22 protein-coding genes are annotated in these 26,885 nt (G+C 74.3%); 14 read left to right on the plus strand and 8 right to left on the minus strand.

What is annotated here, in order from left to right; all coding sequences use genetic code 11:
• The first annotated feature begins 5 nt into the window (after positions 1 to 5).
• A complete protein-coding gene (locus tag M8330_RS03930) occupies positions 6 to 572 on the plus strand; it encodes a GNAT family N-acetyltransferase (protein ID WP_250826274.1) in 567 nt (188 codons plus the stop codon).
• A 55-nt stretch (positions 573 to 627) separates the two neighbouring features.
• On the opposite strand, the gene M8330_RS03935 is transcribed toward M8330_RS03930, so the two are convergent.
• The 4 genes from M8330_RS03935 to map form a co-directional block, all read right to left on the minus strand.
• Positions 628 to 1,467: a transglutaminase family protein gene (locus M8330_RS03935; protein WP_250826275.1), complete on the minus strand. Its 840-nt coding sequence runs from the start codon at positions 1,465 to 1,467 to the stop codon at positions 628 to 630.
• Positions 1,467 to 2,402, minus strand: a complete 936-nt coding sequence (locus M8330_RS03940) for an alpha-E domain-containing protein (protein ID WP_250055301.1) — start codon at positions 2,400 to 2,402, stop codon at positions 1,467 to 1,469. Before M8330_RS03940 ends, M8330_RS03935 begins: the two co-directional genes overlap by 1 nt.
• Entirely contained in the window at positions 2,402 to 4,066 is a 1,665-nt protein-coding gene (locus M8330_RS03945) for a circularly permuted type 2 ATP-grasp protein (protein ID WP_250055302.1), read from the minus strand. Before M8330_RS03945 ends, M8330_RS03940 begins: the two co-directional genes overlap by 1 nt.
• Before the next feature lie 222 nt (positions 4,067 to 4,288).
• Positions 4,289 to 5,143 carry a type I methionyl aminopeptidase gene (gene map / locus M8330_RS03950; protein WP_250826276.1) on the minus strand — a complete coding sequence of 285 codons (855 nt, stop codon included), beginning with the start codon at positions 5,141 to 5,143 and terminating at the stop codon, positions 4,289 to 4,291.
• A 59-nt stretch (positions 5,144 to 5,202) separates the two neighbouring features.
• Here map and M8330_RS03955 point away from each other — a divergent pair, with 59 nt between their 5' ends.
• Positions 5,203 to 5,388, plus strand: a complete 186-nt coding sequence (locus tag M8330_RS03955) for a hypothetical protein (RefSeq protein WP_250826277.1) — start codon at positions 5,203 to 5,205, stop codon at positions 5,386 to 5,388.
• Positions 5,389 to 5,460: 72 nt separating this feature from the next.
• Positions 5,461 to 5,661 carry a hypothetical protein gene (locus M8330_RS03960; RefSeq protein WP_250055306.1) on the plus strand — a complete coding sequence of 67 codons (201 nt, stop codon included), beginning with the start codon at positions 5,461 to 5,463 and terminating at the stop codon, positions 5,659 to 5,661.
• Here M8330_RS03960 and M8330_RS03965 read toward each other — a convergent pair.
• The 4 genes from M8330_RS03965 to M8330_RS03980 all read right to left on the minus strand — a co-directional run bounded on the left by M8330_RS03965 (position 5,568) and on the right by M8330_RS03980 (position 10,096).
• A complete protein-coding gene (locus M8330_RS03965; protein WP_250826278.1) occupies positions 5,568 to 7,127 on the minus strand; it encodes a hemolysin family protein in 1,560 nt (519 codons plus the stop codon). The two genes, M8330_RS03960 and M8330_RS03965, sit on opposite strands and share 94 nt — an antisense overlap.
• 85 nt (positions 7,128 to 7,212) lie before the next feature.
• Complete coding sequence (locus M8330_RS03970; RefSeq protein WP_250826279.1) at positions 7,213 to 8,514, minus strand: PQQ-dependent sugar dehydrogenase; 1,302 nt, start codon at positions 8,512 to 8,514, stop codon at positions 7,213 to 7,215.
• Between the two features lie 59 nt (positions 8,515 to 8,573).
• Positions 8,574 to 9,455, minus strand: a complete 882-nt coding sequence (panB, locus tag M8330_RS03975; protein WP_284704230.1) for a 3-methyl-2-oxobutanoate hydroxymethyltransferase — start codon at positions 9,453 to 9,455, stop codon at positions 8,574 to 8,576.
• 128 nt (positions 9,456 to 9,583) lie between these two features.
• Positions 9,584 to 10,096, minus strand: coding sequence for a VOC family protein (locus M8330_RS03980; RefSeq protein WP_250826280.1), 513 nt, complete (start codon positions 10,094 to 10,096; stop codon positions 9,584 to 9,586).
• Between the two features lie 70 nt (positions 10,097 to 10,166).
• Between M8330_RS03980 and galE the strand changes: the two genes are divergently transcribed.
• The 11 genes from galE (at position 10,167) to M8330_RS04035 (ending at position 26,884) form a co-directional block, all read left to right on the plus strand.
• Positions 10,167 to 11,204: a UDP-glucose 4-epimerase GalE gene (galE, locus tag M8330_RS03985; protein ID WP_250826281.1), complete on the plus strand. Its 1,038-nt coding sequence runs from the start codon at positions 10,167 to 10,169 to the stop codon at positions 11,202 to 11,204.
• Between the two features lie 135 nt (positions 11,205 to 11,339).
• Positions 11,340 to 13,418 carry an NAD(+) synthase gene (locus M8330_RS03990; RefSeq protein WP_250826282.1) on the plus strand — a complete coding sequence of 693 codons (2,079 nt, stop codon included), beginning with the start codon at positions 11,340 to 11,342 and terminating at the stop codon, positions 13,416 to 13,418.
• 110 nt (positions 13,419 to 13,528) lie between these two features.
• Positions 13,529 to 14,203 (plus strand): hypothetical protein, encoded by a 675-nt coding sequence (locus M8330_RS03995; RefSeq protein WP_250826283.1) that lies wholly within the window; start codon positions 13,529 to 13,531, stop codon positions 14,201 to 14,203.
• Positions 14,204 to 14,321: 118 nt separating this feature from the next.
• Positions 14,322 to 14,954, plus strand: coding sequence for a hypothetical protein (locus M8330_RS04000; RefSeq protein WP_250826284.1), 633 nt, complete (start codon positions 14,322 to 14,324; stop codon positions 14,952 to 14,954).
• A gap of 81 nt (positions 14,955 to 15,035) precedes the next feature.
• Positions 15,036 to 16,376 (plus strand): glutamine synthetase family protein, encoded by a 1,341-nt coding sequence (locus tag M8330_RS04005; RefSeq protein WP_250055325.1) that lies wholly within the window; start codon positions 15,036 to 15,038, stop codon positions 16,374 to 16,376.
• A complete protein-coding gene (locus tag M8330_RS04010; protein ID WP_250826285.1) occupies positions 16,376 to 17,164 on the plus strand; it encodes a type 1 glutamine amidotransferase in 789 nt (262 codons plus the stop codon). Before M8330_RS04005 ends, M8330_RS04010 begins: the two co-directional genes overlap by 1 nt.
• Positions 17,165 to 17,166: 2 nt before the next feature.
• Complete coding sequence (locus M8330_RS04015; RefSeq protein ID WP_250055329.1) at positions 17,167 to 20,187, plus strand: bifunctional [glutamine synthetase] adenylyltransferase/[glutamine synthetase]-adenylyl-L-tyrosine phosphorylase; 3,021 nt, start codon at positions 17,167 to 17,169, stop codon at positions 20,185 to 20,187.
• 4 nt (positions 20,188 to 20,191) lie between these two features.
• Positions 20,192 to 23,104 (plus strand): DEAD/DEAH box helicase family protein, encoded by a 2,913-nt coding sequence (locus tag M8330_RS04020; protein ID WP_250826286.1) that lies wholly within the window; start codon positions 20,192 to 20,194, stop codon positions 23,102 to 23,104.
• Positions 23,105 to 23,145: 41 nt separating this feature from the next.
• Positions 23,146 to 24,261, plus strand: a complete 1,116-nt coding sequence (locus M8330_RS04025; protein WP_250826287.1) for a threonine aldolase family protein — start codon at positions 23,146 to 23,148, stop codon at positions 24,259 to 24,261.
• A gap of 548 nt (positions 24,262 to 24,809) precedes the next feature.
• Positions 24,810 to 25,460, plus strand: coding sequence for a hypothetical protein (locus tag M8330_RS04030; protein WP_250055335.1), 651 nt, complete (start codon positions 24,810 to 24,812; stop codon positions 25,458 to 25,460).
• Complete coding sequence (locus M8330_RS04035) at positions 25,457 to 26,884, plus strand: ferredoxin reductase family protein (RefSeq protein ID WP_250826288.1); 1,428 nt, start codon at positions 25,457 to 25,459, stop codon at positions 26,882 to 26,884. The genes M8330_RS04030 and M8330_RS04035 overlap by 4 nt, the downstream gene beginning before the upstream one ends.
• The last annotated feature ends 1 nt before the right edge of the window (position 26,885 follow it).

Genomic DNA, 26,885 nt, shown 5'->3' on the forward strand with positions numbered 1-26,885 from the left:
CGGCCGTGCAGAGCAGCATCGCGCCAGGAACCACCGTCCACGTGCAGGGCCTCCTCCTGCGGCCCACCACCCTCGAGGACGCCGGCAGGCTCGCCGAGGCCTACACCCACAACCGCGACCACCTCGCGCCGTGGGACCCGGTACGTCCCGAGGCCTTCTACACCGAGGCCGGGCAGGCCGAGAACCTTGCCGGTGCCGCTCGCCAGTGGGAGCTGGGACTCGTCGACCCCTGGCTGCTGCTGGACGGCGACCGGGTCGTCGGGCGGATGAACCTCAACAACATCGTCCGCGGGGTCTTCGCCTCCTCCAGCGTCGGCTACTGGGTCGACCGCGACCACCTGCGGCGCGGGCTCGCCGCCACGCTCGTCGAGCACGCCGTCGTACGGGCGCGAGAGATCGGCCTGCACCGCCTCGAGGCCGGAACCATGACCGCCAATACCGGGTCACAGGCCGTGCTGCGCGCCGCCGGGTTCAGCCAGTTCGGCACGGCCGAGAAGTACCTGTTCATCGCCGGGGCGTGGCAGGACCACCACCTGTTCCAGCGCATCCTGCACGACCAGCCGGTGGGGTAGAGGTCTCGCGGCGGTTCCTGCGCAACCTCCTCGACCTCCGTTAGGCGCGCAGACCTCAGGACAGGCGGGTGATCTGCACGTCCACGGTCATGGTGGAGGAGCCGGAGCCCGAGTAGATGCCGGAGAGCGGCTTCACGTCCGTGTAGTCGCGGCCGACGGCCACGGTCACGTACCGCTCGTCCATCGCGGCGTCCTGGCTCGGGTCGACCGCGCGCCAGGCGCCGTCCCACCACTCGATCCACGCGTGGGACTGACCGGTGACCTGGAGCCCCACGACCGGGTCGGGAGCGGGGTGCAGGTAGCCGGAGACGTAGCGCGCCGGGATGCCGAGCGAGCGCAGGCCACCGATGGTCAGGTGCGCCATGTCCTGGCAGACGCCGGCCCGCTGGGCCCAGACCTCGGCGGCGGTGGAGTGCACGCCGGTGGAGCCCGGCAGGTACTCGACCTCGCCGCGCACCAGCGCGGCCACCGCGGCCACGGCGTCCGCGGGGGACGCAGCGGCGTCGCCGGCGTCCTTGACCCGGGTGGCGAAGTCCTCCGACGGCGCCACGAGGTCCGGCAGGAACAGGAACTCGGCCCACCGGTCGGAGACGTCCCAGGCGGCCATGTCGGCCCACGAGAGGTGGTGGTCGAGGTGGTGGTGCGGCTCGGTCTGCACGGTCGAGGTCGCCGTCACCGTGAGCTGGTCGTGCGGCTCCATGATCTCGAACGAGGTCACCGCGTTGCCGTAGTAGTCGCGGTACTCGTAGGTGTACGGCGCCGGGTGCACCTCGATGCGGGAGTGCACCAGGATCTGCTCGGGCGAGGTGACGGGGGTCAGGCGCGCCTGGTTGACCGAGGCGCTGGCCTTGCCGTCGTACTCGAACGTCGTCGTGTGGACGATCCTCAGCTGCATCAGACGCTCACCCCGGTCCAGCTCGTCGCTTCCGCGCCGGCGAAGTAGCGGCGCGTCACCGCCTCGGTGGCGGCGGCGCAGGTGCGCTGGAGCCGCTCCATCTCGGTCGGCAGGTCGGTCATCAGCTCCGTGGGGGAGCGGTACTCGAGCTCGGCGCGCATCCGGCCGAGGAGGCGCTGGGCCTCGTTCTGGAAGCCGGCGCGCGGGTCGGCGGACTCGAGGTTCTGCAGGCACTGCTCGGCGCGCTGGAGGGAGTACACCACGGAACGGGGGAAGAGCCGGTCGAGCAGCAGGAACTCGGCGGCCGCGCGCTCGGTCTCCACGCCCCGGTACGTCCGTAGGAAGGCGTCGTAGGACCCGGACGCCCGCAGCGTCGTCGTCCACGGGGTCTCCGAGCCGGACGCCAACGACGCGCTGGCCACCAGGCGGCTCGTCATGTCGGCCCGCTCGACGCTGCGGCCGAGCACCATGAACTGCCAGGACTCGTCGCGCGTCATCGTGCCGTCGGCGATGCCGTTGACCAGGGAGACACGGTCGCGCACCCAGGAGAAGACGCCGGGTGCACGCATGCGGCCGAAGTGCCCCGACGGGATCGCGCGGTACGTGGTGTTGATGGCCTCCCACATCGCGACCGAGAGGGTCTCCCTGGCCCGACGGGCTGACTCGCGGGCAGCCTCGAGGCTGGCCGCGATCGAGCTGGGGTTGCCGGAGTCGTAGCAGAGCATGTGGAGGGCAGCTCCCAGGCCGAGTGGGCCCTCGTGCTCGCCCAGCTCCGCCCCCATGATGTTGAGCAGGTCGCGGCAGGTGGCGTTCTCGTCGAGCGTCGCGTCCTCCAGCAGCAGCTGGCTCTGCACGTCCAGGAGCTGGGCGGTGTCCTCGGCCCGCTCGACGTAGCGGCCGATCCAGAACATCGACTCGGCGATGCGGCTGAGCATCAGGCGTCCCCACCCTTCTCGGTCGCAGCGCCCGTCTGCGACTGCGACTGCTGGTGCCTCTGCTGCGCGAAGGCCGCGGCCATCTCGGCCTCGACCTCCGGGGTGATCGCGGGCATCACGCCGGTGACCGGGGCCGGGGGCGACGTGGGCTGGGTGTCCAGCTCGTCCGCCGGGTCGACCTCGTGGGAGAGGTCGAGGTCGTCGTCCTCCTCGTAGCCGTCCGGCGCCGTGGACGGGCCCGCCAGCACCCAGGTGTCCTTGGAGCCGCCGCCGCGGGAGGAGTTCACGATGAGCTCGCCCTTGGCCAGCGCGACGCGGGTGAGGCCGCCGGGCAGCACCCACACGCGGTGGCCGTCGTTGACGGCGAACGGGCGCAGGTCCACGTGGCGCGGGCCGAGCTCGCCGTCGACGAACGTCGGCACCGTCGAGAGCTGGACGACGGGCTGCGCGATCCAGTCGCGCGGGGAGTCGATGACCTTCTGCCGCAGCTCGTCGAGCTCCGCCTTCGACGCGCGCGGGCCGATCACGATGCCCTTGCCGCCGGAGCCGTCGACCGGCTTGAGCACGAGCTCGTCGAGCCGGTCCAGCACCTCCTCGCGGGCCTCGGCGTCGCCGCAGCGCCACGTGTCGACGTTGCGGATCGCCGGCTCCTCGTCGAGGTAGTACCGGATGATGTCGGGCATGTAGGTGTAGACGAGCTTGTCGTCGGCGACGCCGTTGCCCACCGCGTTGGCCAGCGTCACGTTGCCGGCCCGCGAGGCGTCGATGAGCCCGGGGGCGCCGAGCACGGAGTCCTTGCGGAAGTGCGCCGGGTCGAGGAACTCGTCGTCGATGCGGCGGTAGATGACGTGCACGGGTGCCAGGCCCTTGGTGGTGCGCATGAAGACGCGGCCACGCTGCACGACCAGGTCGCGACCCTCGACCAGCTCCACGCCCATCGTGCGGGCCAGCAGCGCGTGCTCGAAGTACGCGCCGTTGTAGACGCCCGGGGTGAGGACGACGACGGTCGGGTCGCTCACACCCGCCGGTGCGGCGGCGCGCAGCGCGGCCAGGAGCCGCTGCGGGTAGCCGGCCACCGGCCGGATGCGGTGCTGCGCGACCGTCTCGGGCAGGGCGGCGGTGATCGCGCGCCGGTTGGTCATCACGTAGGAGACGCCGGACGGGACGCGGCAGTTGTCCTCGAGCACCCGGAACTCGCCAGCGTTGTCGCGGATGAGGTCGATGCCCGAGACGTGCACGCGGACGCCGTTGGGCGGCCGGACGCTCGCCGCCTCCCGGTGGAAGTGCGAGGAGGTCATGATGACGCGGCGGGGGATGACGCCGTCGTCGAAGACCTGGCCGGTGTCGTAGACGTCCGCGAGGAAGGCCTCCAGGGCCTTCACCCGCTGCTGCACGCCCTTCTCGATCGTGGACCAGGTGTCCATCTCGATCACCCGCGGCAGGATGTCGAGCGGGAACGCCCGCTCCTCGCCGCCGATGTCGAAGGTCACCCCCTGGTCCAGGTACCCGGCCTGGAGCGCCTCGACGCGCTGCACCAGCTCCGGCGTCGTCAGGGCCCGCAGCGAGTGGCGGAGCCGTCGGTACGGCGGCCGCAGCCGCTGCCCGTCGAACATCTCGTCATAGGCCGGGCCGCTCGACCCGTAGCCCTCGAACATGGCCGTCATGAGCCGGACCCTACCCACGTGAGTGTTTCTGGAACGTAAGAACGCGCGGTGTCCCGGCCTGTGACCTGTGCAGCGCTCTCGACGCCTGACGCGGGGCACGAAACGCAACCCCCAGGGGGATGAAGCGGGTGGGGTTCGCCGAGGACTCCGCCCGGTTCAGGCCGGAGTCAGGCCCGGGTCAGGCCCGGGTCAGGCCCGAGTCAGGCCAGGGTCAAGCCCGGCTCAGGGCTGGGTGAGGATCTCGGCGCCGTCCGGCGTCACGAGGAGGGTGTGCTCGAACTGGGCGGAGGGTCGGCGGTCCGCGGTCACGGCGGTCCACCCGTCGTCCCACATCTCCCACTCGTGGGTGCCCAGGTTGAGCATCGGCTCGATCGTGAACGTCATGCCGACCTCGATCAGGTCGTCGTGCTCGGGGTCGTCGTAGTGGGGGACGATCAGCCCGGAGTGGAACGACGTGCCGATGCCGTGGCCGGTGAACTCGCGCACGACCCCGTAGCCGAAGCGCGCCGCGTAGGCCTCGATCACGCGACCGACGACGTTGATCCGGCGCCCGGGCTTGACCGCGCGGATGCCACGCAGGGTCGCCTCGTGTGTCCGCTCCACCAGCAGGCGGGTCTCCTCGGCGACGTCCCCGACCAGGAACGTGGCGTTGGTGTCACCGTGCACGCCGTCGAGGTAGCCGGTGATGTCGATGTTGACGATGTCGCCGTCCTCGAGCCGGCGCGCGTCGGGGATGCCGTGGCACACGACCTCGTTGACGCTGCTGCACAGAGACTTGGGGAACCCGCGGTAGCCGAGCGTGGACGGGTAGGCGCCGTGGTCGCAGAGGAACTCGTGGCCGACCCGGTCCAGCTCGTCGGTGGTGACGCCGGGCGCGACGTGCCGGCCGACCTCCTCGCGGGCCTGGGCGGCCACACGGCACGCCACGCGCATCTTCTCGATCGTCTCGGCGTCCTTCACCTCGCTGCCGTGGAACGGCAGCGGCGCGGCCTGGCCGACGTACTCGGGCCGCTCGATGGCAGCGGGGACGGGGCGGCGCGCCGAGATCGGCGCCGGGGCGACGGGGGTCGGGGACACGGCTCGAGGCTAGTCGTGGGTGGTGCAGGCCGAGGCATCCGCGCGCTAGCGTCGGGCCCATGGACGGCGGCAACCCCGACGAGTACTGGTTCTGCGTGAAGCACCGCCGGGTGGAGACGCCCGAGGACATGTGCCCCGCCCGTCACCGCCTCGGCCCCTACTCGACGAGGGCAGAGGCCGAGCACGCCCTCGAGCGCGCCGAGGAGCGCAACGAGGAGTGGGACGCCGCCGACGGGGAGGACTGAGCCATCTCGCTGTTCACCCGCCCGCCCGGGCAGCGCCGCACCGACGTCTCGCCGTGGCCGTTCGTCGGCTTCGTGCTGCACGCGGCCATGCTGTTCCTCCTGCTGGCCAGCACCCCCTTCCTCTCCTGGTGGGCGCTGGTGCCGTTGCTCCTGCTGTGGGCGATCGGCCTGGAGCGTGGCTACCGGTGGTGGACGACGCACCCGCTGCGGGTGCTCGCCGTGCCGCTGGTGCTCGCCGCCCTGTGGGCCGGCGCGGTCGCCGTCGGGGCCTGAGGACCGAGCGGGGCCCGCAGGTCGTCCGACAGACCGGCCGGCGTGCGCAGGCCCCGCCCGTCGACCCCCTGGCGGCGGACGTGCTGCTGGTGCCGCGCTAGTCGGACCCCGGTGTCGCGGCTCCGGGCGCCGGCTCCTCGGGCTCTGCGTCCCCCGGTGCCGGCGCCGCGTGGACCAGCCGCAGCCGAGTGATCCGCCGGCCGTCCACCTCGCTCACCAGCCAGCTCGCCGACCTGGACGCCCACGCCGTCGGTGTCCGCCCCCTCGGGCAGCACCTCGGGCACGGGCACGCGGTCGCCCACCTCGGCGAGCCGACCGAGGCGGTGCAGCACGTACCCGGCGGCGGTCTCGTAGGGGCCGTCCGGCAGCGGCACACCGGTGCGGGTCGCGAAGTCCTCGATCGACAGCCCGGCCTCGACCTCGTCGCTGGTGCCGGGCACGGGCAGCGGGTGGTCGTGCTCGTCCACGATCTCGCCGACGAGCTCCTCCACGAGGTCCTCGAGGGTCACGATGCCGTCGGTGCCGCCGTACTCGTCGACGACCACGGCGATGTGCGGGCCGGTCTGGCGCATCCGGGTCAGCGTCGGCAGCACCCGGTTGGTGCCCGGCAGGAACGCGATCTCGCGCAGCACGTCCGAGACGGGGGCGTCCGGCGAGACCCCCAGCAGGTCGCGCACGTGCACGAAGCCGCGGACGTCGTCGGCGTTCTCCCCGTGCACCGGGTAGCGCGACCAGGGATGCTCGGCGACGGTCCTCAGCACGTCGGACACCGACGCGCCCAGCGGCACCATGACCACGTCCCCGCGCGGCTGCATGACCTCGCGCAGGCTGCGGTCGGCCGCGTCGAAGACGTCGACCAGGATGCGTCGCTCGCCGTCGTCCAGGCCCTCGTGCTCGGCGACGAGGTAGCGCAGCTCCGCGTCCGTCATCTCCTCGCCGGTGGCCTCGGGGTCACCGCCGAAGACGCGGACGACGGCGTTGGTGCTGCGCGACAGCAGCCACACGACCGGCCGGACGGCGGTGGCGAACCGGTCCAGCGGGGGGCCGACGACCAGGGCGACGCCGGCCGCGCGCTGGAGCGCGATGCGCTTCGGCACCAGCTCGCCGAGCACCAGCGAGAGGTAGGCGATCAGCAGCGTGAGCAGCACGAGCGCGACCGTGTCCGCCGCCGCGTCCGGGAGGCCGATGCCCGTCAGCAGGGGAGCGAGGTCCGGCGCGAGGGTCGAGGCGCCGTAGGCGGCGGAGAAGAAGCCGGCCACGGTGACGCCGATCTGGACGGCGGCCAGGAACCGGTTCGGGTCACGCGCGACCTTTGCGACCCGGGCGCCGCGCGAGCCGCGACGCTCGAGGGCGTCCAGCTGGCCCTCGCGCAGCGAGACGAGGGCGATCTCGGTGCCGGCGAACACACCCCCGACGAGGACGAAGAGAAGGACGAGAGCGAGGTTGAGCAGCGTCTGGCTGTCCACGGGGGCGTTCGGGCTCCTGAGGTAGGTGGAGCATCATCCTGCCGGAAGCGTCCAAGGGGCGGCCGGAGGTCTCGACGGGTGCTCCTCAGGCGCCGGGGCGGATGCGCAGCATCTCGTCGTCGCCGTCACCGTTGCTGGTGAGGGCGACGAGGCTGCCGCCGGGCAGCTGCACGACGGTGCGCAGGCGGCCGTGCTGCTTCAACGCTCGCGGTGCCCGGACGCGGGTGAGGCGGTTGTCGGAGTCGAAGCGCAGGAACAGCATCTGCGAGCCCTTCAACGCCGCCACCGCCATGGTGCCCTTCAACGGCCCCCACTCCCGTCCCCCGACGAAGGTGCCGCCGCTGGGCGCGATGGTCGGCTCGCCGGAGCGCCAGCGGGCCGAGCGTTGCCGGCCAGGGAGGGAGTGGTCGGTCATCGGCACCGACTCGTCGTAGCCGGGGCCCGGGTCCCAGCCGTAGTTGCCGCCCTTGCGCAGCAGGTTGACCTCGTCGTCGCGGTAGGAGCCGTGCTCGATCGACCACAGCGTGCCGTTGCGCCGCTGCATCACGCCCTGCACGTTGCGGTGGCCGTAGGTGAGCACGTAGCGGCGCTTCTTGCTGCGGGCGTCCGGCCAGGGATTGGTGGGCCAGGGGCGTCCGGTGGCCCGGTTCAGCCGCAGCGTCTTGCCGCCCAGGGAGGTCGTGTCCTGCGGGTTCGAGGAGGTCGCGGCGTCCCCGGTGCCGACCAGCAGCGCCCCGTTGCTGGTGACGGTGAGGCGGCAGCCCCCGTGCCGGCCGCTGGTGGCGGGGATGCCCTTGAGCAGGACCTCGGGTCGGCCGGCCCGCGTGGCGTCCTTGCTGAGCCGCCACGCGATCACGCGCACGTCGTGGGCGCCCCCGGAGCGGGTGGCGCCCTGGCAGGTGTAGAAGCGGCGGTTGCGCTGGAAGCGCGGGTCGACCTCGAGGCCCATGAGGCCGGTCTCCCCGGAGACCCAGACCTGCCGGGACGGGAAGCGGACCCGGCGCACGACGCCCCGGCGCCACGTGTGCAGCGTGGCCGTGTCGCGCTGGGTGAGGAGCAGGGTGCGGCCGCCGATCGGTCGGACGTCCCAGGGCACGTCCAGGCCCGAGGCCATCACCGAGACGCGGACGAGGCGACCGCGGGCCGAGGCCTGGCGGGACGAGGCGGACGTGACCGTCTCCTCCGCCGACCCTGACGACTCCACCGACGCTGGCGACTCCGACGACTCCGACGACTCCGACGACTCCGCCGACTCCGCCGCTGTCGGGGCCGGCGCGCCGAGCACGGCGGCGGCCAGCAGGCCGGCGGTCAGGGCGCGCAGCCGGGGCCGAGACCGGTGGGAGGGGGAGACGTCCAGCGGGGCGGGGGGAGGTGTGAGGGGGGTCACGCGCCCACCGTAGAGGGGTGTCCGCGTCCGGGACACCCCTCGCGGCGGTCGTCCGGGGCTCAGCCCTCGAAGGTGTGCTCGGGTCCGGGGAAGGTGCCGCCCCTGACGTCGTCGCTGTAGGAGCGGGCGCCCTCGAGCAGCACCGAGCGCAGGTCGGCGTACTGCTTGACGAAGCGCGGCATCCGTCCGGTGCGCAGGCCGAAGGCGTCCTGCCAGACGAGCACCTGGCCGTCGCAGCCGACGCCGGCGCCGATGCCGACCGTGGGGATGGTCAGCTCCGCGGAGATCTCGGCCGCGAGGTCGCCGGGCACCATCTCCATGACGACGGCGAACGCACCGGCGTCCTGCACCGCCTTCGCGTCGCGCCGCAGCCGCTCGGCCGTCTCCCCGCGCCCCTGGACGCGGTAGCCGCCGAGGGCGTGCTCGGACTGCGGGGTGAAGCCGATGTGCGCGCACACGGGGATGCCGCCGGCGGTCAGCTTCTCGATCACGGGCACCATCTCGACGCCGCCCTCGAGCTTGACCGCGTGCGCGCCGCCCTCCTTCAGGAACCGGACCGCGGTCAGGTAGGCCTGCTCGGGGGAGGCCTGGTAGCTGCCGAACGGCAGGTCGCCCAGGACCATCGCGCGGCGCGCGGAGCGGGCCACGGCGCGGGTCAGCGGCAGCAGCTCGTCCACCGTGACGGGGATCGAGGTCTCGTTGCCGAGGACGTTGTTGGAGGCCGAGTCGCCGACCAGCAGGATGTCGATGCCTGCCTCGTCGAAGACCTCGGCGGTGAACATGTCGTAGGCGGTGAGCATGGTGATCTTCTCGCCGCGCTGCTTCATGGAGGCCAGGTGGTGGGTGCGGATCCGGCGCACGGGTGCTGCCGGTGCCTGCCCGGCCGGGGTGGCCTGGTTCCCGGGGCCGCTGCCGTACGGAGCGGTCTCCTCGTTGCTCATCGTCGAGCTCCTTCACGTGACATCTCGCGGCTCCCCGATGGAGTCCACGGACTGCTCGCCAGGCTAACCAGTCACGGCGTGCGCCCGCGTCCCGCCGCCCGGTCAGCCCACCCGGTCAGCCCACCCGGTCAGCCCGCACCTCCGGCCGCACCGCCGGCCGCGGCGTCCGCCGCGGCCTCCAGGTCGGCGACGACGATCCGCCGCATGCCGAGCATCGCCCGGGTCGCCGCCTGGGCGCGGGCCGGGTCCGGGTCCCCGAGCAGCTCCCCGAGACGGGTGGGCGTGACCTGCCACGAGAGCCCGAAGCGGTCCTTGAGCCAGCCGCACTGCGACTCCTCGCCGCCGTCGGCCAGCAGGCCGAACCAGTAGTGGTCGACCTCGGCCTGGTCGGCGCACTCGACCACGAAGGACACGGCCTCGGTGAAGTGGAACATCGGGCCGCCGTTGATGGCGCGGAAGCGGAGGCCGTCCAGCACGAACTCACCGGCCATGACCGTGCCGGCCTCGCCCGGCCCGGCCTCGCCGTAGCGGGCCGTCCACGTGACCTCGCTGCGGGGGAACAGCGCGCAGTAGAACGCGGCCGCCTCCTCGAGCTGGTCGTCGAACCACAGGGACGGGATCAGGGAGGTGTGCACGCTCATGTGCCGCATCTTCGGGTCGTGGCCACGGTAAAGCCAGGGGCCGGCCCGAACTCCGCTACCGTCTGGCGCCATGCGCGTGCTTGTCTCCGGCGGTGCCGGCTACATCGGGTCCCACACGGTCGTCTCGCTGGTCGAGGCCGGCCACGACGTCGTCGTCGTCGACGACTTCTCCAACGCCAAGCCCACGGTGGTGGGACGCCTGGAGTCGCTGACCGGCACCCACGTGCCCGTCCACGCCTTCGATCTCAAGGACGCGGACAAGACCGCGCAGCTGTTCTCCATGGAGGAGATCGACGCCGTCATCCACTTCGCCGGGTACAAGGCCGTCGGCGAGAGCGTCGAGAAGCCGCTGGAGTACTACCGCAACAACCTCGACTCCACGATGTCGCTGCTGGAGGCCATGCGCCGCCACGACGTGAAGAAGCTCGTCTTCTCCTCCTCGGCGACCGTCTACGGCGAGGAGGCGCCCGTGCCCTACGAGGAGGGCTGGCGCCACCTGGAGTCCACCAACCCCTACGGCCGCACCAAGGCGATGATCGAGACGATCCTCACCGACGTCGCCGCCGCCACCGACGGCATGAAGGTCGCCCTCCTGCGCTACTTCAACCCGGTCGGCGCGCACCCGTCGGGCACGATCGGCGAGGACCCCCAGGGCATCCCCAACAACCTGATGCCGTTCATCGCGCAGGTCGCGGTCGGCCGCCGCAGCCACCTCAACGTCTTCGGCGACGACTACCCGACCGCCGACGGCACCTGCGAGCGCGACTACCTGCACGTGATGGACCTGGCCGAGGGCCACGTCGCCGCCCTCGAGCACCTCGAGAAGATGGACGAGGCGTGCCGGCCGTTCAACCTCGGCACCGGCACCGGCACCTCCGTGCTGGCCATGCTCAAGGCGTTCGAGAAGGCCGTGGGCCGCGAGCTGCCCTACGAGATCGCCCCGCGCCGCGCCGGCGACCTCACTGCCTTCTGGGCCGACCCGACCCGCGCCGAGGCCGAGCTCGGCTGGCGCGCCACCCGCACCATCGAGGACATGTGCGCCGACACCTGGCGCTGGCAGTCGGAGAACCCCCACGGCTACCCGGACGGGTCCGCCCCCGTCGCCTGAGACGCCCCTGCGCCGATAGTGCGCGACGAAAAGCACCCGATTCGCTTCGCGGATGGTGCTTTTCGTCGCGCACTATCGGCTTCCGGCGGGTGGCCGGAGGGCCGGGGGAACCGGCGGCGTCCCTAGACTCGCGACGTGGACTTCTACAACGCCTACGACCAGGGCTTTGCCCGCGTCGCGGCGTGCACGGTGCCGGTGACCCTCGCCGACCCGGCCGCCAACGTCGCTGCCGTCCTCGACCAGGCCCGCGCCTGCCACGAGGACGGCGTGGCGGTGGCCGTGTTCGGTGAGCTCTGCCTCTCCGGCTACTCCGTGGAGGACCTGTTCCTCGCCGACGTCCTGCTCGACGCGTTGGACGAGGCGGTCGCGACGCTGCTGGAGGGCACCCGGGCGCTGACCCCCGTGCTGGTCGTCGGGGCGCCGCTGCGGGTCGGCCACCGGCTGCTGAACTGCGCGCTCGTCGTGCACCGCGGTCGCGTGCTCGGCGTCTCGCCGAAGTCCTACCTGCCGAACTACCGCGAGTTCTACGAGAAGCGGCACTTCGCCGCAGGGGACGACAGGCGGGGGCAGTCCGGTGCGGACGGCGGCCCGGCGACCGTCACGGTGGCCGGCCGCGAGGTGCCGTTCGGGGTCGACCTGCTGTTCGAGGTCACCGACGTGCCCGGCCTCGTGCTGCACGCCGAGATCTGCGAGGACATGTGGGTCCCGGTCCCGCCGCACGCCGAGGCCGCGCTCGCCGGCGCCACCGTGCTGGCCAACCTCTCCGGCAGCCCGATCACCGTGGCGCGCGCCGAGGACCGGCGCCTGCTGGTCCGCTCGGCCAGCGCCCGCTGCCTGGCGGCGTCGGTCTACGCGGCGGCCGGGCCGGGGGAGTCGTCCACCGACCTCTCCTGGGACGGGCAGACGATGATCTACGAGTGCGGTGACCTGCTGGCCGACGGCGAGCGGTTCCCCGACGCCGTCGTGCGCACGGTGGCCGACGTCGACCTCGACCGGCTGCGCCAGGAGCGACAGCGCCAGGGCAGCTTCGACGACAACCGGCGCGCCCTGGGCGAGCGGGTCGAGGGCTGGCGCACCGTCCGGTTCGAGCTGGGGGCGCCGACTGGCGACCTCGGTCTGCAGCGCGAGGTCGCGCGCTTCCCCTTCGTGCCCGCGGACGCCGAGCGGCTCGCGCTGGACTGCTACGAGGCCTACAACATCCAGGTCTTCGGGCTGGAGCAGCGGATGGCCGCGATGAGCACCGACACCTGGCAGCCTGCCGCGGTCATCGGCGTCTCCGGTGGCCTCGACTCCACCCACGCCCTCATCGTCGCGGCCCGCGCCATGGACCGCCTCGGGCGTCCCCGCAGCGACATCCTCGCCTTCACCATGCCCGGGTTCGCGACCGGCGAGACGTCGCGCTCGCTGGCGCACCGCCTCGGCGCCGCCCTCGGCGTGACGTTCGAGGAGCTCGACATCCGCCCCGCCGCCACGCAGATGCTCGCCGACCTGGGCCACCCGTTCGCCGGTGGCGAGCCGGTCTACGACGTCACCTTCGAGAACGTGCAGGCCGGGCTGCGCTACGACTACCTGTTCCGCCTCGCCAACCAGCGCGGTGGGCTGGTGGTCGGCACCGGCGACCTCTCCGAGCTGGCGCTCGGCTGGTGCACCTACGGCGTCGGCGACCAGATGTCGCACTACAACGTCAACGCAGGCGTGCCGAAGACCCTCATCCAGCACCTCATCCGCTGGGTCGCCGACTCCGGCCAGTTCGACGAGACCACCGGCGAGATCCTGCGCGAGATCCTCGACCAGGAGATCAGCCCCGAGCTGGTGCCGGCCGACGAGGGCGGACGACCGCAGGCGACCGAGGACTTCGTCGGGCCCTACGCGCTCCAGGACTTCACGCTTCACCACGTGCTGCGCCTGGGCTACAAGCCGTCCAAGATCGCCTTCCTCGCCTGGCACGCCTGGCGCGACGCGGCCGAGGGGGCCTGGCCGCCGGGCTTCCCGGAGGCCTCGCGCCAGGCCTACGACCTGGCCACGATCAGGCACTGGCTCACCGTCTTCCACCGCCGCTTCTTCACCAGCCAGTTCAAGCGCTCGGCGCTGCCCAACGGCCCCAAGGTCTCCGCCGGCGGAACGATGAGTCCCCGCGGTGACTGGCGGATGCCCTCGGACGCGGCACCCACCGCGTGGCTCGCCGAGCTCGAGGCGCACGTGCCGCAGGACTGAGCAGCGCAGGACGGCGCCGCCCCAGACTTTCTCGGCGGACGGCCGAACCATCGGGGCGGCCGACCTCGTCAGTAGGTGTGCAAGGCAACCAACTGACGTGGAGGAATCCCGTGCACACCCGCAAGACCACCCGCCCCTTCACCCTCTCCCGCACCCTGGGCCGAACTCTGGGCCGCGCAGGGGTGGCCGGCGCCGCCCTGCTGGCGCTGGCCGCGCCCCTGAGCCCGGCCGGCGCCGCCGGCACCACCGACACCCGCGCCTCCGACCAGTCGCACACGCGCGTCGTCGTCCACCTGCCCGGCTGCGAGGGGTGCGCGGTCGCCCTGGCCAGCGACACCGACGAGGCCGCGCACGCCTGGAGCAAGCCCGCCAAGACGGTCGCCGACGGCACGGTCGCCTTCTGGGCCCCGACGTGGCGCACCCGCGGCCTCAGCGTCAGCGTCACCGAGCCCGACGCCTCGGACGCGTCGGGCGCCGACACCGACGACGCCGCACCCGGCACCACCCTCGTGGCGATGCGCTACGGCCAGGAGCGGGTCGGTGGCCTCGTCGGCCGCCGCGCCGCTGCCGGCAAGCACCGTGCGACGGCCTGCTTCGCCGGGACGGCGGCGGGCCGGCTGGACCTGCGCGTCCGCTCGTCCCACCTCCGGGTGCCGTCGGCCGACGGTGACGGTCGGGTGCGGGTCCTGCGGGCGTGGTCGGCCCGGACCCAGCCCTGGACCGGAGCGATGCAGCACGCCCGTCGGGGCTACCTCGCGAGCCAGGCCGTGCCGGAGTGCGGCTGACCCTCGCGCCGCCGCCCCACCCCGGTGAGGGTGTGGGCGGCGTCCCAGCGGGTACCAGGACGATGCCGGGCCCTGCTGGTCCGGTAGCCGCACCCCATCCCCGACCACGGAGCCACTCGTGACCTCCCTGCTCGCCCGCCGCCCCGTCCGCACCGCCTTCCTCGTGGTCGCGCTGGCCTCCCTCCTGGGCGCCCTCCTCGCGACCCAGGGTCGTGAGGGTGCGGCCGCCAGCCAGACCTCGTCGCTCGACCGCAGGAGCACCACCACGCTGACGATCGCCACCGGCTGCGGCAGCTGCCGCCTGGCCCTGGCCTCGGACACCGACCGCAGCGACACCACGTGGAGCACCCGGTACCGCGCGGTCGAGGACGGCGAGGTGCAGTTCTCCGTGCCCACCTGGCGCACGGTCGGGCTGACGATCATGGTGCGGGCACCGTGGGTCGACCAGACCTCGTTCCAGACCGTCACCGCCGTCCGCTACGCCCACGAGGCGGTCGGCAGCCGCGTCGACGCGTCGCAGGCGCGGCAGAAGAAGCGGGCCAGCGGGTGCTGGGCGGGCACCGGCCAGGACACCGCCCGGCTGCGGGTGGTCGTGCGCAAGCAGGAGGTCGAGACGCCGGACGGCACCGCCACCGCTGCGCTGGCGTGGACGCGTCGGACCCAGGCCTGGCTGGACCCGCGCTACGGCACCACGCACGGCGTCCTGGGCACCCAGTCGGTGATGGAGTGCGAGGCGCCCGTCGCCACCTGAGCGAACGGTCCGCGTGACGCGGTGTCCGGCGCAGCGGCCCGGCTGACGTCCAGCGGCACGCGGAGCACTAGGCTCACCACCATGGGCAAGCAGGAAGACTTCGTGCTCCGGGCGCTCGAGGAGCGCGACGTCCGCTTCGTGCGGCTGTGGTTCACCGACGTGCTGGGGGCGTTGAAGTCCGTGGCCGTCGCGCCGGCCGAGCTGGAGGGCGCGTTCGAGGAGGGCATCGGCTTCGACGGCTCGGCGATCGAGGGCTTCGCCCGCGTCTTCGAGTCCGACATGCTGCTGAAGCCGGACGCCTCGACGTTCCAGATCCTGCCGTGGCGCAGCGGCGAGGGCCCGGCCACCGGTCGCATGTTCTGCGACATCGAGATGCCGGACAACAGCCCGTCCTACGCGGACCCCCGCCACGTCCTCAAGCGGACGCTCTCGCGCGCCGCCGACCAGGGCTACACCTTCTACACCCACCCCGAGATCGAGTTCTACCTGTTCAAGGAGCTGCCGAGCCCCGGCCGCAAGCCCGTGCCGGTCGACCGCAGCGGGTTCTTCGACCACACCGCCCAGTCCCAGGGCGCCGACTTCCGCCGCGAGGCGATCGGCATGCTCGAGGCGATGGGCATCTCGGTGGAGTTCAGCCACCACGAGGGCGGCCCCGGCCAGCAGGAGATCGACCTGCGCTACGCCGACGCGCTCTCCACGGCCGACAACATCATGACCTTCCGCACCGTCATCCGTGAGGTGGCGCTGAGCCAGGGCATCTGGGCCTCGTTCATGCCCAAGCCGTTCACCGACCAGCCCGGCTCCGGCATGCACACCCACGTCAGCCTCTTCGACGGCGACGAGAACGCCTTCTTCGAGGCCGGCTCCGAGTACTCGCTCAGCCCGGCGGCGCGGCACTTCATCGCCGGCGTCCTGGCGCACGCCCCCGAGATCTCCGTGGTCACCAACCAGTGGGTGAACTCCTACAAGCGGATGATGGTCGGCTCCGAGGCGCCGTCCTACGTCTGCTGGGGCCACAACAACCGCTCCGCGATGATCCGCGTGCCCATGTACAAGCCGAACAAGGGCCAGTCGACTCGCGTCGAGCTGCGGTCCCTGGACGCGGCGTGCAACCCCTACCTCGCCTACGCCGCCGTGCTCGCGGCCGGCCTCAAGGGCATCGAGGGCGAGTACAGGCTGCCCCGCGAGGCCGAGGACGACGTGTGGGCGCTCTCCGAGCGCGAGCGCACCGCCCTGGGCATCAAGCCGCTGCCGAAGAGCCTCAACGAGGCCATCGCCGTCGCCGAGGAGTCCGAGCTGCTGGCCGAGACCCTCGGCGAGCAGGTCTTCGAGTTCCTGCTCAAGAACAAGCGCGCCGAGTGGGACGAGTACCGCGGCCAGGTCTCGGCGTTCGAGCGCGACCGGATGCTCCCGGTCATCTGATGACGCCCGACCCAGCGGTCGACCCCGCCGCCGATCCGGGGGCAGACCGGCCCCTCGTCCTCCTCGTCCGCCCGGACGAGGACGACCCGCCGGGCCTGCTCGGGGCCTGGCTGCTGGCCGGCGGCTGCGTGCTCGACGAGCGACGCATGTTCGCCGGCGACCCGCTGCCCGCCGACCTCGACGGCCACGACGCCCTCGTGGTGCTGGGCGGCGAGATGGGCGCGGGGGACGAGGCGGAGCACCCCTGGCTGGTCGGGCTCAAGGCCCTCGTGCGGACCGCCGTGGCCGACGGGGTGCCCACGCTCGGCGTCTGCCTGGGGCACCAGGTGATCGCCGCCGCGCTGGGCGGCGAGGTCGGGGTCAACCCCCGCGGCCGCACGCTCGGCCTGACCCCGGTCGGCTGGACCGACGCGGCCGAGGGCGACGCGCTGCTGGGCGGGCTCGGCACCGCGCGGGCGATGCACTGGAACAACGACGTGGTCCTCGCGCTGCCCGACGCGGCCGTGCGGCTGGCCAGCTCGCCGCTGGGCGACGTCCAGGCCGCCCGCTACGCGCCGGCGGCGTGGGGCGTGCAGTGCCACCCCGAGGTCGACGACGCGATCGTGGCCGGCTGGCCGGACACCGAGGAGGCCGTGCCGCAGGTCCGTGCCGCCGCAGACGAGCTCGCCGCCACGTGGGGCCCGGCCGGGGCCCGGTTCGCTGCGCTGGCGACCGCGCGTCACCGGGCGCGCGCCGCCCTGCGCGACACCGAGCCCCAGCGGACCGGGGCGCCCCTGTCGGAGGTGTGAGCATGTCGCGACCGCTCTCCTCCCGCACGGCCCTGCTGGGGCACGGCTTCACCGACGTCGACGTGGCCGAGGCGAACCTCGCGCTGCTCGGCGAGGGCGCCGACCCGTTGTTGTGGATCCTCGCGGGCACGGCCGACCCCGACCTCGCGCTGGCGGGCCTCGTCCGCCTGCTCGAGGCGATCGACGAGGACCCCGCCGGCCCCGGGCGCGCCCGCCTGCTCGCCACCCTCGTCGACGAGGACGGCACCGCCATGCGGCTGCTCTCGGTGCTCGGCACCAGCCTGGCGCTCACGGACCACCTGGTGCGTCATCCCGAGCAGTGGGAGGACCTGCGCCACCCGCTCCTGGGCTCCACCCGGCCGCCGGCGTTCTGGCTGCGGGCCTGCCTGCTCGGTGCCGTCGGCGCGGACCCGAGCGACCCCGCGCCCGTGGCGACGCTGCCCGACGCCCAGGCGATGCTCGCCATGCGGGTGGAGTACCGACGGCACCTGCTGCTCCTCACCTCCCGCGACCTGGCGCACGGCGTCGGGGTCGACGACGTCGCCGCGGAGCTCTCCGACCTGGCGGCCGCCACGCTGGAGGCCGGCCTGGCCGTGGCCCGGCAGCGGGTCGGCGCCGCCGCCGCCGACGTCCGCCTGGCCGTCATCGCGATGGGCAAGTGCGGCGCCCGCGAGCTCAACTACGTCTCCGACGTGGACGTCGTCTTCGTGCACGAGCCGGTGGTGCCCGAGGACCCCGACACCCCGGCACCGGACCCCGAGCGGGTGCGGCGCACCGCCACCCAGCTGGCCAGCCACCTCATCCGGGTGTGCTCGGACCCCACGCGCGAGGGAGAGATCTGGGAGGTCGACGCGGCGCTGCGGCCCGAGGGCAAGGCGGGGCCGCTGACCCGGACGCTGGACGGCTTCCTCGGCTACTACGAGCGCTGGGCCAGCACCTGGGAGTTCCAGGCGCTGCTCAAGCGCCGCCCGGTCGCGGGCGACCTGGCCCTGGGCCGGGAGTGGTCGGAGATGCTCGACCCCCTGGTGTGGACGGCGGCGGAGCGAGACGGCTTCGTGGAGCAGACCCAGGCGATGCGACGCCGCGTCGTGGAGCACCTCAGCGGCAAGGACGCTGACCGCCAGCTGAAGCTCGGCGAGGGCGGCCTGCGCGACGTCGAGTTCGCCGTCCAGATGCTCCAGCTGGTGCACGGGCGGGCCGACGAGACGATCCGCTGCACCGCCACCCTCTCGGCGCTGCACCACCTCACCGAGGGCGGCTACCTGGGCCGCGAGGACGGCGAGGACCTCAGCCGCGCCTACGAGTTCCTGCGCCGCCTCGAGCACCGCATCCAGCTCTTCCGGCTGCGGCGCACGCACGTGGTGCCCGACGACGAGGCGTCGCTGCGGCGCCTGGGCCGGTCGCTGGGCCTGATGAAGGAGCCGGCGGCCGCGCTGGAGGCCGAGTGGGGGCGGGTGCGCCGCGAGGTCAGCCGCCTGCACCAGAAGGTGTTCTACCGACCGCTGCTCACCGCCGTCGCCGCCATCCCCGGGCCGGACGCCCGCCTGACGCCCGCGGCGGCCGCCACCCGTCTGGCGGCCCTGGGCTACCGCGAGCCGACCGCCGCCCTGCGGCACCTGGAGGCGCTCACCGCCGGCGTGGGCCGGGCGGCCGCCATCCAACGCACGCTGCTGCCCGCGATGCTCCAGTGGTTCGCCGACTGCGGCGACCCCGACGGCGGGCTCTTCGGCTTCCGCCGCATCAGCGAGTCGCTCGGGCAGACGCCCTGGTACCTGGCTCTGCTGCGGGACGAGGGGCAGGTGGCCGAGCGGCTGGCCCGGGTGCTGGCGACCTCGAAGTACGCCACCTCGCTGCTCGAGCACGAGCCCCAGGGCCTGCGCGTCCTGGCCGACACCGACCTGGGCCCGCGCCCCCTGGAGCCGATGCTCGAGGAGATGCGGGCGGCCGCGGCGCGCCGCGAGGAGCCCGAGGCCGCGGTGCGGGCGCTGCGCGCGGTGCGTCGCCGCGAGCTGTTCCGGCTGGCGGCCGCGGACAGCCTGGGCCTGGTCGACGTCGAGCAGGTCGGGGCCGCGCTGTCGCGGCTCACCGACGCCACGCTCGAGACGGCGCTGACGGTGGTCGAGCGGGCCGTGCTCGCCGCGCGGGGCCTCGAGACGGCACCCACCCGGTTCGCCGTGATCGCCATGGGTCGCTACGGCGGGTTCGAGCTGTCCTACGGCAGCGACGCCGACGTCCTCTTCGTGCACGAGCCCGTGGAGGGCGCGGACCACCAGGAGGCGGCGGCCTACGCGCAGGCGCTGGCCCACGAGCTGCGCCGGCTGCTCGGCCTGCCCGGGGGCGACCCGCCCCTCGTGATCGACGCCGACCTGCGCCCCGAGGGACGCAGCGGGCCGCTCGTGCGCACGCTGGAGTCCTACGCGGCCTACTACGAGCGCTGGTCGATGGTGTGGGAGGCGCAGGCGCTGCTGCGCGCCGACGCCGTCGTCGGCGACCCCGACCTGCGTGCAGCCTTCACCGCGCTCGTGGACCCCCTGCGCTTCCCCGAGGCCGGTCTCACCGAGGACGACGTCCTGGAGGTGCGCCGGATCAAGGGCCGGGTCGACAAGGAGCGACTGCCCCGCGGGGCCGACCCCGCCACCCACCTCAAGCTCGGACGCGGCGGCCTGGCGGACGTGGAGTGGACGGTCCAGCTGATCCAGATGCGCCACGGCCACGAGGTCGAGGGCCTGCGGCGGTGCCGCACCCTGCCGGCCCTGGCCGCCGCTGCCGAGGCCGGCCTGGTGGACGGGCACGACGCCGAGGTGCTGGCCGACACGTGGCGCTGGGTCAGCCGGGTGCGCAACGCGGTGACCCTGGTGCGCGGCAAGCCCAGCGACCAGCTGCCCAAGGACGCCCACGACCGGCACGCCGTGGCCGCGCTGCTCGGCTACGAGGACGGCTCCTCCGAGGAGCTGATCGAGGACCACCTGCGGCGCACGCGCACCGCCCGGCAGGTCGTCGACCGGGTGTTCTGGGAGGACTGAGCCGGTGACCGCCGAGCCCGTCCCCGCGCCGATCCCGGTCCCACCGCCGCTGCGGCGCCACCAGCGGCTCGCGCTGGACGCGCTGGCGGTGCGGTGGGCGGCCGGGGCGACCCGGGCCTGGGTGGTGCTGCCGCCGGGCGCCGGCAAGACGCGCGTCGGGCTGGAGACGGCGCTGGCGGCCGTGGCGGAGGGGCACCGCGCCGTCGTCCTGGGGCCGAACACGGCGATCCAGGCGCAGTGGCTGGCCCAGGCGCGGGCGATGGGCCTGGACGCCTCCGACGACCGGGACCTGGGCGCTGCGCTGACGGCGCTGACGTACCAGTCGCTCGCGGTCTTCGACGCCGACGCGGAGCCCGTCGAGGGGGTGGACGAGCCCGAGCCCGAGAGCCGCGACGAGGCCCTGCTCGAGCGGCTGCACCCGCACGGCCGCGCGCTGGTCGAGGCGCTGCGCGAGGCGGGCCCGCTGCTGCTGGTCCTCGACGAGTGCCACCACCTGCTGGAGGTGTGGGGCCGGCTGCTCGCCGAGCTGCTGGCGCTGCTGCCCCGGGCGCGCGTGCTGGGGCTGACGGCGACGCCGCCGGAGACCTTGACCCGCGACCAGGCGAACCTCGTGGCCGACCTGTTCGGGGACATCGCCTACGCCACCTCGATCCCGGCCGTGGTGCGCGAGGGCGACCTGGCGCCGTTCGCCGAGCTCGTGCAGCTCGTGCAGCCCACCGCGGCGGAGCGGGACTGGCTGGCCGGGGACGCGCTGCGCTTCACCGAGCTGACCACCGCCCTGGTCGATCCCACGCTCGGCACGGTGCCCTTCCTGACGTGGCTTGACCGGCGCCTGGTCACGCGCGAGGGCGTCGACGGACGTCCCGGCCCGGCGTGGCCGGCGCTGGCCCGCCGCGAGCCCGACCTCGCCCGTGCCGGGCTGCGCCTGCACCACGCCGGGCTGCTGGCGCTGCCAGAGGGCGCCCGGCCGGGGGAGGAGCACCGCCGCGAGCCGGCGGCCGAGGACTGGGTGGTGCTGCTCGACGACTGGGTGCGCGGCCACCTGCGCCGCAGCGACGCCGCGGAGGACGCCGCCCTGCTGGACCGCATCCGCGCCGCCCTGCCCGCGGTCGGCCACACCCTCACCCGGCACGGCGTGCGCCGCGGCCGCACCCCGGTGGACCGCGTCCTGGCCCGCTCGGAGGCCAAGACCACCGCCTGCGTCACCATCGCCCGGCACGAGAGGGCGAACCTCGGCGACGACGCCCGGGTGCTGGTGCTGTGCGACCACGAGCGCGCCAGCGCGACGCTGCCGGCCGACCTCGAGGGCGTGCTCGACCAGCAGTCCGGCTCGGCGTGGGCGGTGCTCGAGGCACTGCTGGCCGACCCGGCGACCGAGGACGTGCTGCTGGTCTCCGGGTCCGCGGTGGCCGGGGCCCCGGCGACGCTCACCGCGTTGGCGGAGCACGCGGCCGCGCAGGACCTCCGTCTGGCCGGCGCCCTCGAGGTCGTGCCGGCCGTGGCGGGCGGGGGCCGTGCCGCGAGCCTGGAGGGTCGCTGGAGCAGCCGCCGCTGGGTCCGGCACGTCACCACCTTCCTGGAGGCCGGCGGCACCCACGTCCTCGTCGGCACGCGCGGCCTGCTGGGAGAGGGCTGGGACGCCCGCTGCCTCACGACGCTGGTCGACCTCACCGCCGTCACGACCACGACGGCCGTGGTGCAGACGCGCGGCCGGGCGCTGCGCACCGACCCGCAGCGTCCCGAGAAGGTGGCGCTGACCTGGACGGTCGTCTGCGTCGACCCCGAGCACCCCCGCGGCGACGCGGACTGGCAGCGCCTCGTGCGCAAGCACACCGGCTTCTTCGGCGTCGACGCGGAGGGCGAGGTCGTGGACGGCGTCGCGCACCTCGACCCCGTCTTCAGCCCGTTCGCGCCGCCACCGGTCGCCGAGCACGAGGCCGTCAACGCGCGGATGCTCGTGGCCGCGGAGGGTCGGGCCGACGTCCGGGAGCGCTGGCGGGTCGGGGAGCCCTACGCCGACCGGGTCGGCAGGACGCTGCGCGTGCTGCCCGGCCGCACCGTCGTCCGGTCGGCGGAGCAGGACGACCTCGACCGCCACGGGCGGCCCCAGCCGGCCGCGGTGGCGGTGCGTGCGGGGCGGCTGGAGCCGAGGTCCGCGCGCGTGCAGGCCGAGGCCAGACGGGCCACGACGAGGTTCGGGCAGGCGCTCGGCGGCGGGCTGTCGGCCGGCACGGCCGCGACGGTGGGGCTCACCGCGGCCGCGTCGGCCGCCGGTGCTCCCAGTGGGCTCGCTCCCGTGATCGTGTCGCTGGCGGCGGCTGCAGGAGTCACGGGCGCCGGTGTCGGTCTCCGCACCCACCGCCGTCGGCGGGGTGCCGCGCTCCTCGGTGCCGTCGACGGCACCGCCTCCACCGTGCCCCGGGTGGCCGCCGCCGTGGCGGACGCCCTGGGGAGCACGGGGCTCGTGCCCGGTGCTTCGGCCGAGCGGGTGAGCGCCGACGTGGACCCGGACGGCACCTACCGGTGCGTGCTCGGCGGGGCCGACGAGGCCGGGAGCGAGGTGTTCACACGCGCGCTCGCCGACGCTCTCGGCCCGGTCTCCGGGCACCGCTACGCGCTGCGGCGCCACGTGCTCGCGCCGGGCTCGCCGGACGCGGACGAGGCGGTCGCGGAGCGCTCGGCCGGACGACGCGGGCACCCCGTCCCCACCGGGACGGTGTGGCACCCGGTGCCCACCGACCTCGGCGTCCACGGAGAGCTCGCCCGCGCCTACGGGGACGCCCTCGAGCGCTGGGTCGGCTGCGAGCCGCCCGTCTTCCTCGCCCGCGCCGACCCGGCCGTGCACGGCGAGCTGGCCGCCCAGGGCAGCGCCGACCCGTTCGACGTGACCACCGTCGTCCGCCGCCGCTGGGAGTGACCCGGCCCAGGGAAGGTCGACCAGGGTGCTTGACTGCCGCCATGGACGAGAAGCCGCAGACCCCTGATCCCGTCGCCGAGGCCATGGCCGCGTGCGAGGTGGTCGGCGGTCGTCGCCGGGTCACCCCGGCGGAGCACCTCGCGGGGCTCGCGCGTGCCGCCGACGAGCTGGGCCTGGACGCGTGGGACTCCTGGGACACCTACGGCGCGAAGGGCGCCGTGCAGCGCGCGGAGGAGGAGGTCGCCGGGCTGCTGGGCACCGAGGGCGCCGTCCTGCTGCCCTCGGGGACGATGGGGCAGCAGGCCGCCCTGCGGACCTGGTGCGACCGGGCAGGCTCCCAGCGGGTCGCCATGCCCGACCTCTCCCACCTGCTCACGCACGAGGACGACGCCCTGCGGGTGCTGCACGGCGTCCGTGTGGAGCACCTGACCGTGGGCCGGCGCACGCCGACGGCCGCCGACCTGCGGGCGCTGCCGGACCCCGCGAGCCTGGGCGCGGTGCTGGTCGAGCTGCCGCTGCGCGACGCGGGCTGCACCCTGCCGTCCTGGGAGGACCTGGAGGGGCTCTCGGCGGCGGCGCGGGACCTCGGCGTCGCCCTGCACGCCGACGGCGCGCGGCTCTGGGAGAGCCAGCCGTTCTACGACCGGCCGCTGCCCGAGGTGGTGGGTCTCGTGGACTCCGTCTACGTCTCCTTCTACAAGGCCCTCGGCGCGACCTCCGGCGCCGCGGTCGCGGCCTCCGAGAACGTGGCGGAGGAGCTGCGGGTCTGGCGGCACCGGCTCGGCGGCACCCTCTACCGGCTGACCCCGGTCGCGCTCGAGGCCCTCGTGGGCCTGCGCGACCGGCTGCCCCTGGTGCCGCAGTGCGTCGCGTGGGCCCGCGCGGTCGGCGAGGAGCTGGAGGCACGGGGCCTGCGGGTCGCCCCACGACCGGTGCAGACCGCGGCCTTCCAGGTCTTCGCCCCCGCCGAGGACGTCGAGGTCGCCCGGGCCGGCTGGGCCCGGGTCGCGGCCCGCGAGCGGGTCGCGCTGTGCTGGCCCTGGGGCCCGGCGGACGTGCCTGGCTGGGTCGTCTCGGAGGTGACGGCGGGAGAGGCGCTGCTGGAGGTGGAGCCGGCGCGGGCCGCCGGGTGGCTCGCGGAGAGCGTGGGCCTCTGAGGCACGCCCCGACGGGCCGGCACGCCCCCGGGACGCGGACCGGCCCGACCCCGCGAGGCGGACGTGTCCTACCTCTCATCTCCCGCACCGCGGCGGCGTAAACCAGGATCGGGCTCCGCTCCCGCGCGTCGCTGACCTGCGGTGACAGGAGCGACAGGGCACGATGCCGGAGGGGCTGACCTGCGTCGACGTGCCGTGGTGGTGCTCGCCGGGGCGGAGGCTGAAACCATCGTCCGGCCGTGAAACATGGCTGACATACGAGCCACCTAAGGTCGCACCGCTGACCCACCCCTGCGGGGGTCGACGCGATCCTGTCCTCCTGCCCTGGCGCGCCCTGCGGAGTGGTTGATGGGCGCTGTCGGACGGCGCCCTGCCCGGCCAGGTCACGAAGAGTGACCTGGCCGTGATCGTTTCGTGACCTTCGTGATCGTTCCGATATCTGGCGTGTGGGGCGGCACCGGGATCGCACAGGTCCGGCACAGGCCTCCTGGTCGCAGCGCTCAGGTGGGCGCACGACAGTGGGCGCGTCCCCGATCAAGGAGAGCGCCGTGACCAACCCTGCCGACCCCGACGAGACCCGCCCGCTGTCCAGCGGCTCCCGCTGGGAGCCTGCGGCCCCGGCCGGCGCCTCGCACGAGCCGGAGCAGCCGGCTGTGGAGCCCACCGTGGACGAGCCGGTCGCCGAGCAGGACCAGCCCGTGGCGGCTGCCCCCGCCACCGAGCAGCCCACCACCGTCCAGCCCGTCACCTGGGCCGGCCCCGTGACCGGCACCGCGGCGGGTGCGGCCGCCGGCGCTGCGGCGTCCGAGGCGTCGACCGAGGAGCACGCGTCCCGCTCGGCGGGCCTGCGCGGGCGCCTCGGTGCCGGCCGAGCACGCCTCGGGGCGGGGCGCGACCGCGTCCGCACGGGCTGGTCGAACCGTGGCCCCCGCACCCGTAGGGCGGCCCTGGCCGGCGGCGCAGCGGCGGTCGTCCTCGCCTCCGGTGGCGTCGGCTTCGCGATCGGTCACGAGACCGCCGAGGACTCCGGCGTCGTCCCGAGCAGCGACTGGGGCCAGCGCCCGACGGGTGAGCGTGGTGACCGCGGCGAGCCCGGCGAGCGGCCGGACTTCTCCGACGGCGAGGGCTACCCCGGCGGCGACGCCGGCGGCTCCTTCGGTGGCTCCGACGGCAGCACCGAGGACGGCTCGGACACGTGAGCCTCGCCCCCGCCCCCCAGCGACCAGTCGAGGAGACCCCTCGGCTGGTCGTCCCTCCCGGCAGCCGCGCCCGCCTCGACGAGGCGGTGCGGCTCGCCGGCGTGGCCGCCCTGTGGCTGAGCCTGCTGCTCGTCACCTACTGGTGGGTGGCGGGGGGCGGGGTCTCCGACCTGGCCGAGCCGACGCAGGCCCTGGTCTCGCTCGGCCGGGAGACCGGTCTCGTGGCCAGCGTCCTCCTGCTCGCCCAGGTCGTGCTCATGGCCCGCGTGCCGTGGCTCGAGCACGCCTACGGGCAGGACCGGCTGGCGCGCATCCACCGCGTCGTCGGGTTCACGTCCTTCACGCTGATGCTCGCCCACGTCGTCCTCATCACCTGGGGCTACGCGCTGGGCGACCTGCTGGCCACCCCGCTGATGCTGTGGGACCTCACGGTCGACTACCCAGGCATCCTGCTGGCCGACGCCGGCACGCTCGCGCTGGTCATGGTCGTGGTCACGAGCATGCGGTTCGCCCGTCGGCGCCTGCGCTACGAGTCGTGGCACCTGCTGCACCTCTACGCCTACCTCGGCGCGGGCCTCGCGCTGCCGCACCAGCTGTGGACCGGGCAGGAGCTGCTCGCGTCGACCGGTCGCCAGGTCTTCTTCTGGGGCTGGTGGATCGCCGGCGCCGCCGCCGTCCTGGTGTGGCGCCTCGGGCTGCCCGCCTACCGCACCCTGCGGCACCGGCTGGTGGTCACCTCGGTGGTCCGCGAGCCCGCAGGGGCGGGGGAGTGGCTGGTCTCGCTCTACCTGACCGGGCGCCGGATGGACCGGCTGCCCGTCGAGGCCGGCCAGTTCCTGAGCCTGCGTCTGCTCACCGGCCGCGGCTGGAGCCGCACCCACCCCTACTCCCTCTCGGCCGCCCCCGACGGCCGCAGCCTGCGCTTCACCGTGAAGGTCGAGGGGGACGGCGGCCGGGCGATCGCCTCTGCCCGCCCCGGGACCCGCGTCATGGTCGAGGGGCCCTACGGCCGGCTCACCGCTCGCCCGCGGACGAGGCGCAAGGTGCTGCTGATGGGTGCAGGCGTCGGCATCACGCCGCTGCGGGCGCTCGCCGAGGGGCTGTCGTACGCCCCCGGCGAGGCGATGCTCGTGCAGCGCTGCACCCAGGCACCGCTGTTCGCCGCCGAGCTGGACGTGCTCTCCCGCGAGCGCGGGCTCCAGGTGCTGACGCTCGCCGGGCGTCGCCGCGACGACGACTCCTGGCTGCCCGTCGGGGTCGGCGCGGTGGACGACGTCACCGCGCTGCTCTCGTGGGTGCCCGACCTGCTGGAGCGAGACCTGTACCTCTGCGGCCCCGACGCCTGGGTGGGCCGCGTCCGGGAGGTGGCCGAGCAGGCCGGCCTCCCGGCGTCCCAGATCCATCTCGAGACCTTCCGGTGGTGAC

Origin of the sequence: Nocardioides bruguierae (assembly GCF_023656415.1) — a bacterium.
GTDB classification, from domain to species: domain Bacteria; phylum Actinomycetota; class Actinomycetes; order Propionibacteriales; family Nocardioidaceae; genus Nocardioides; species Nocardioides bruguierae.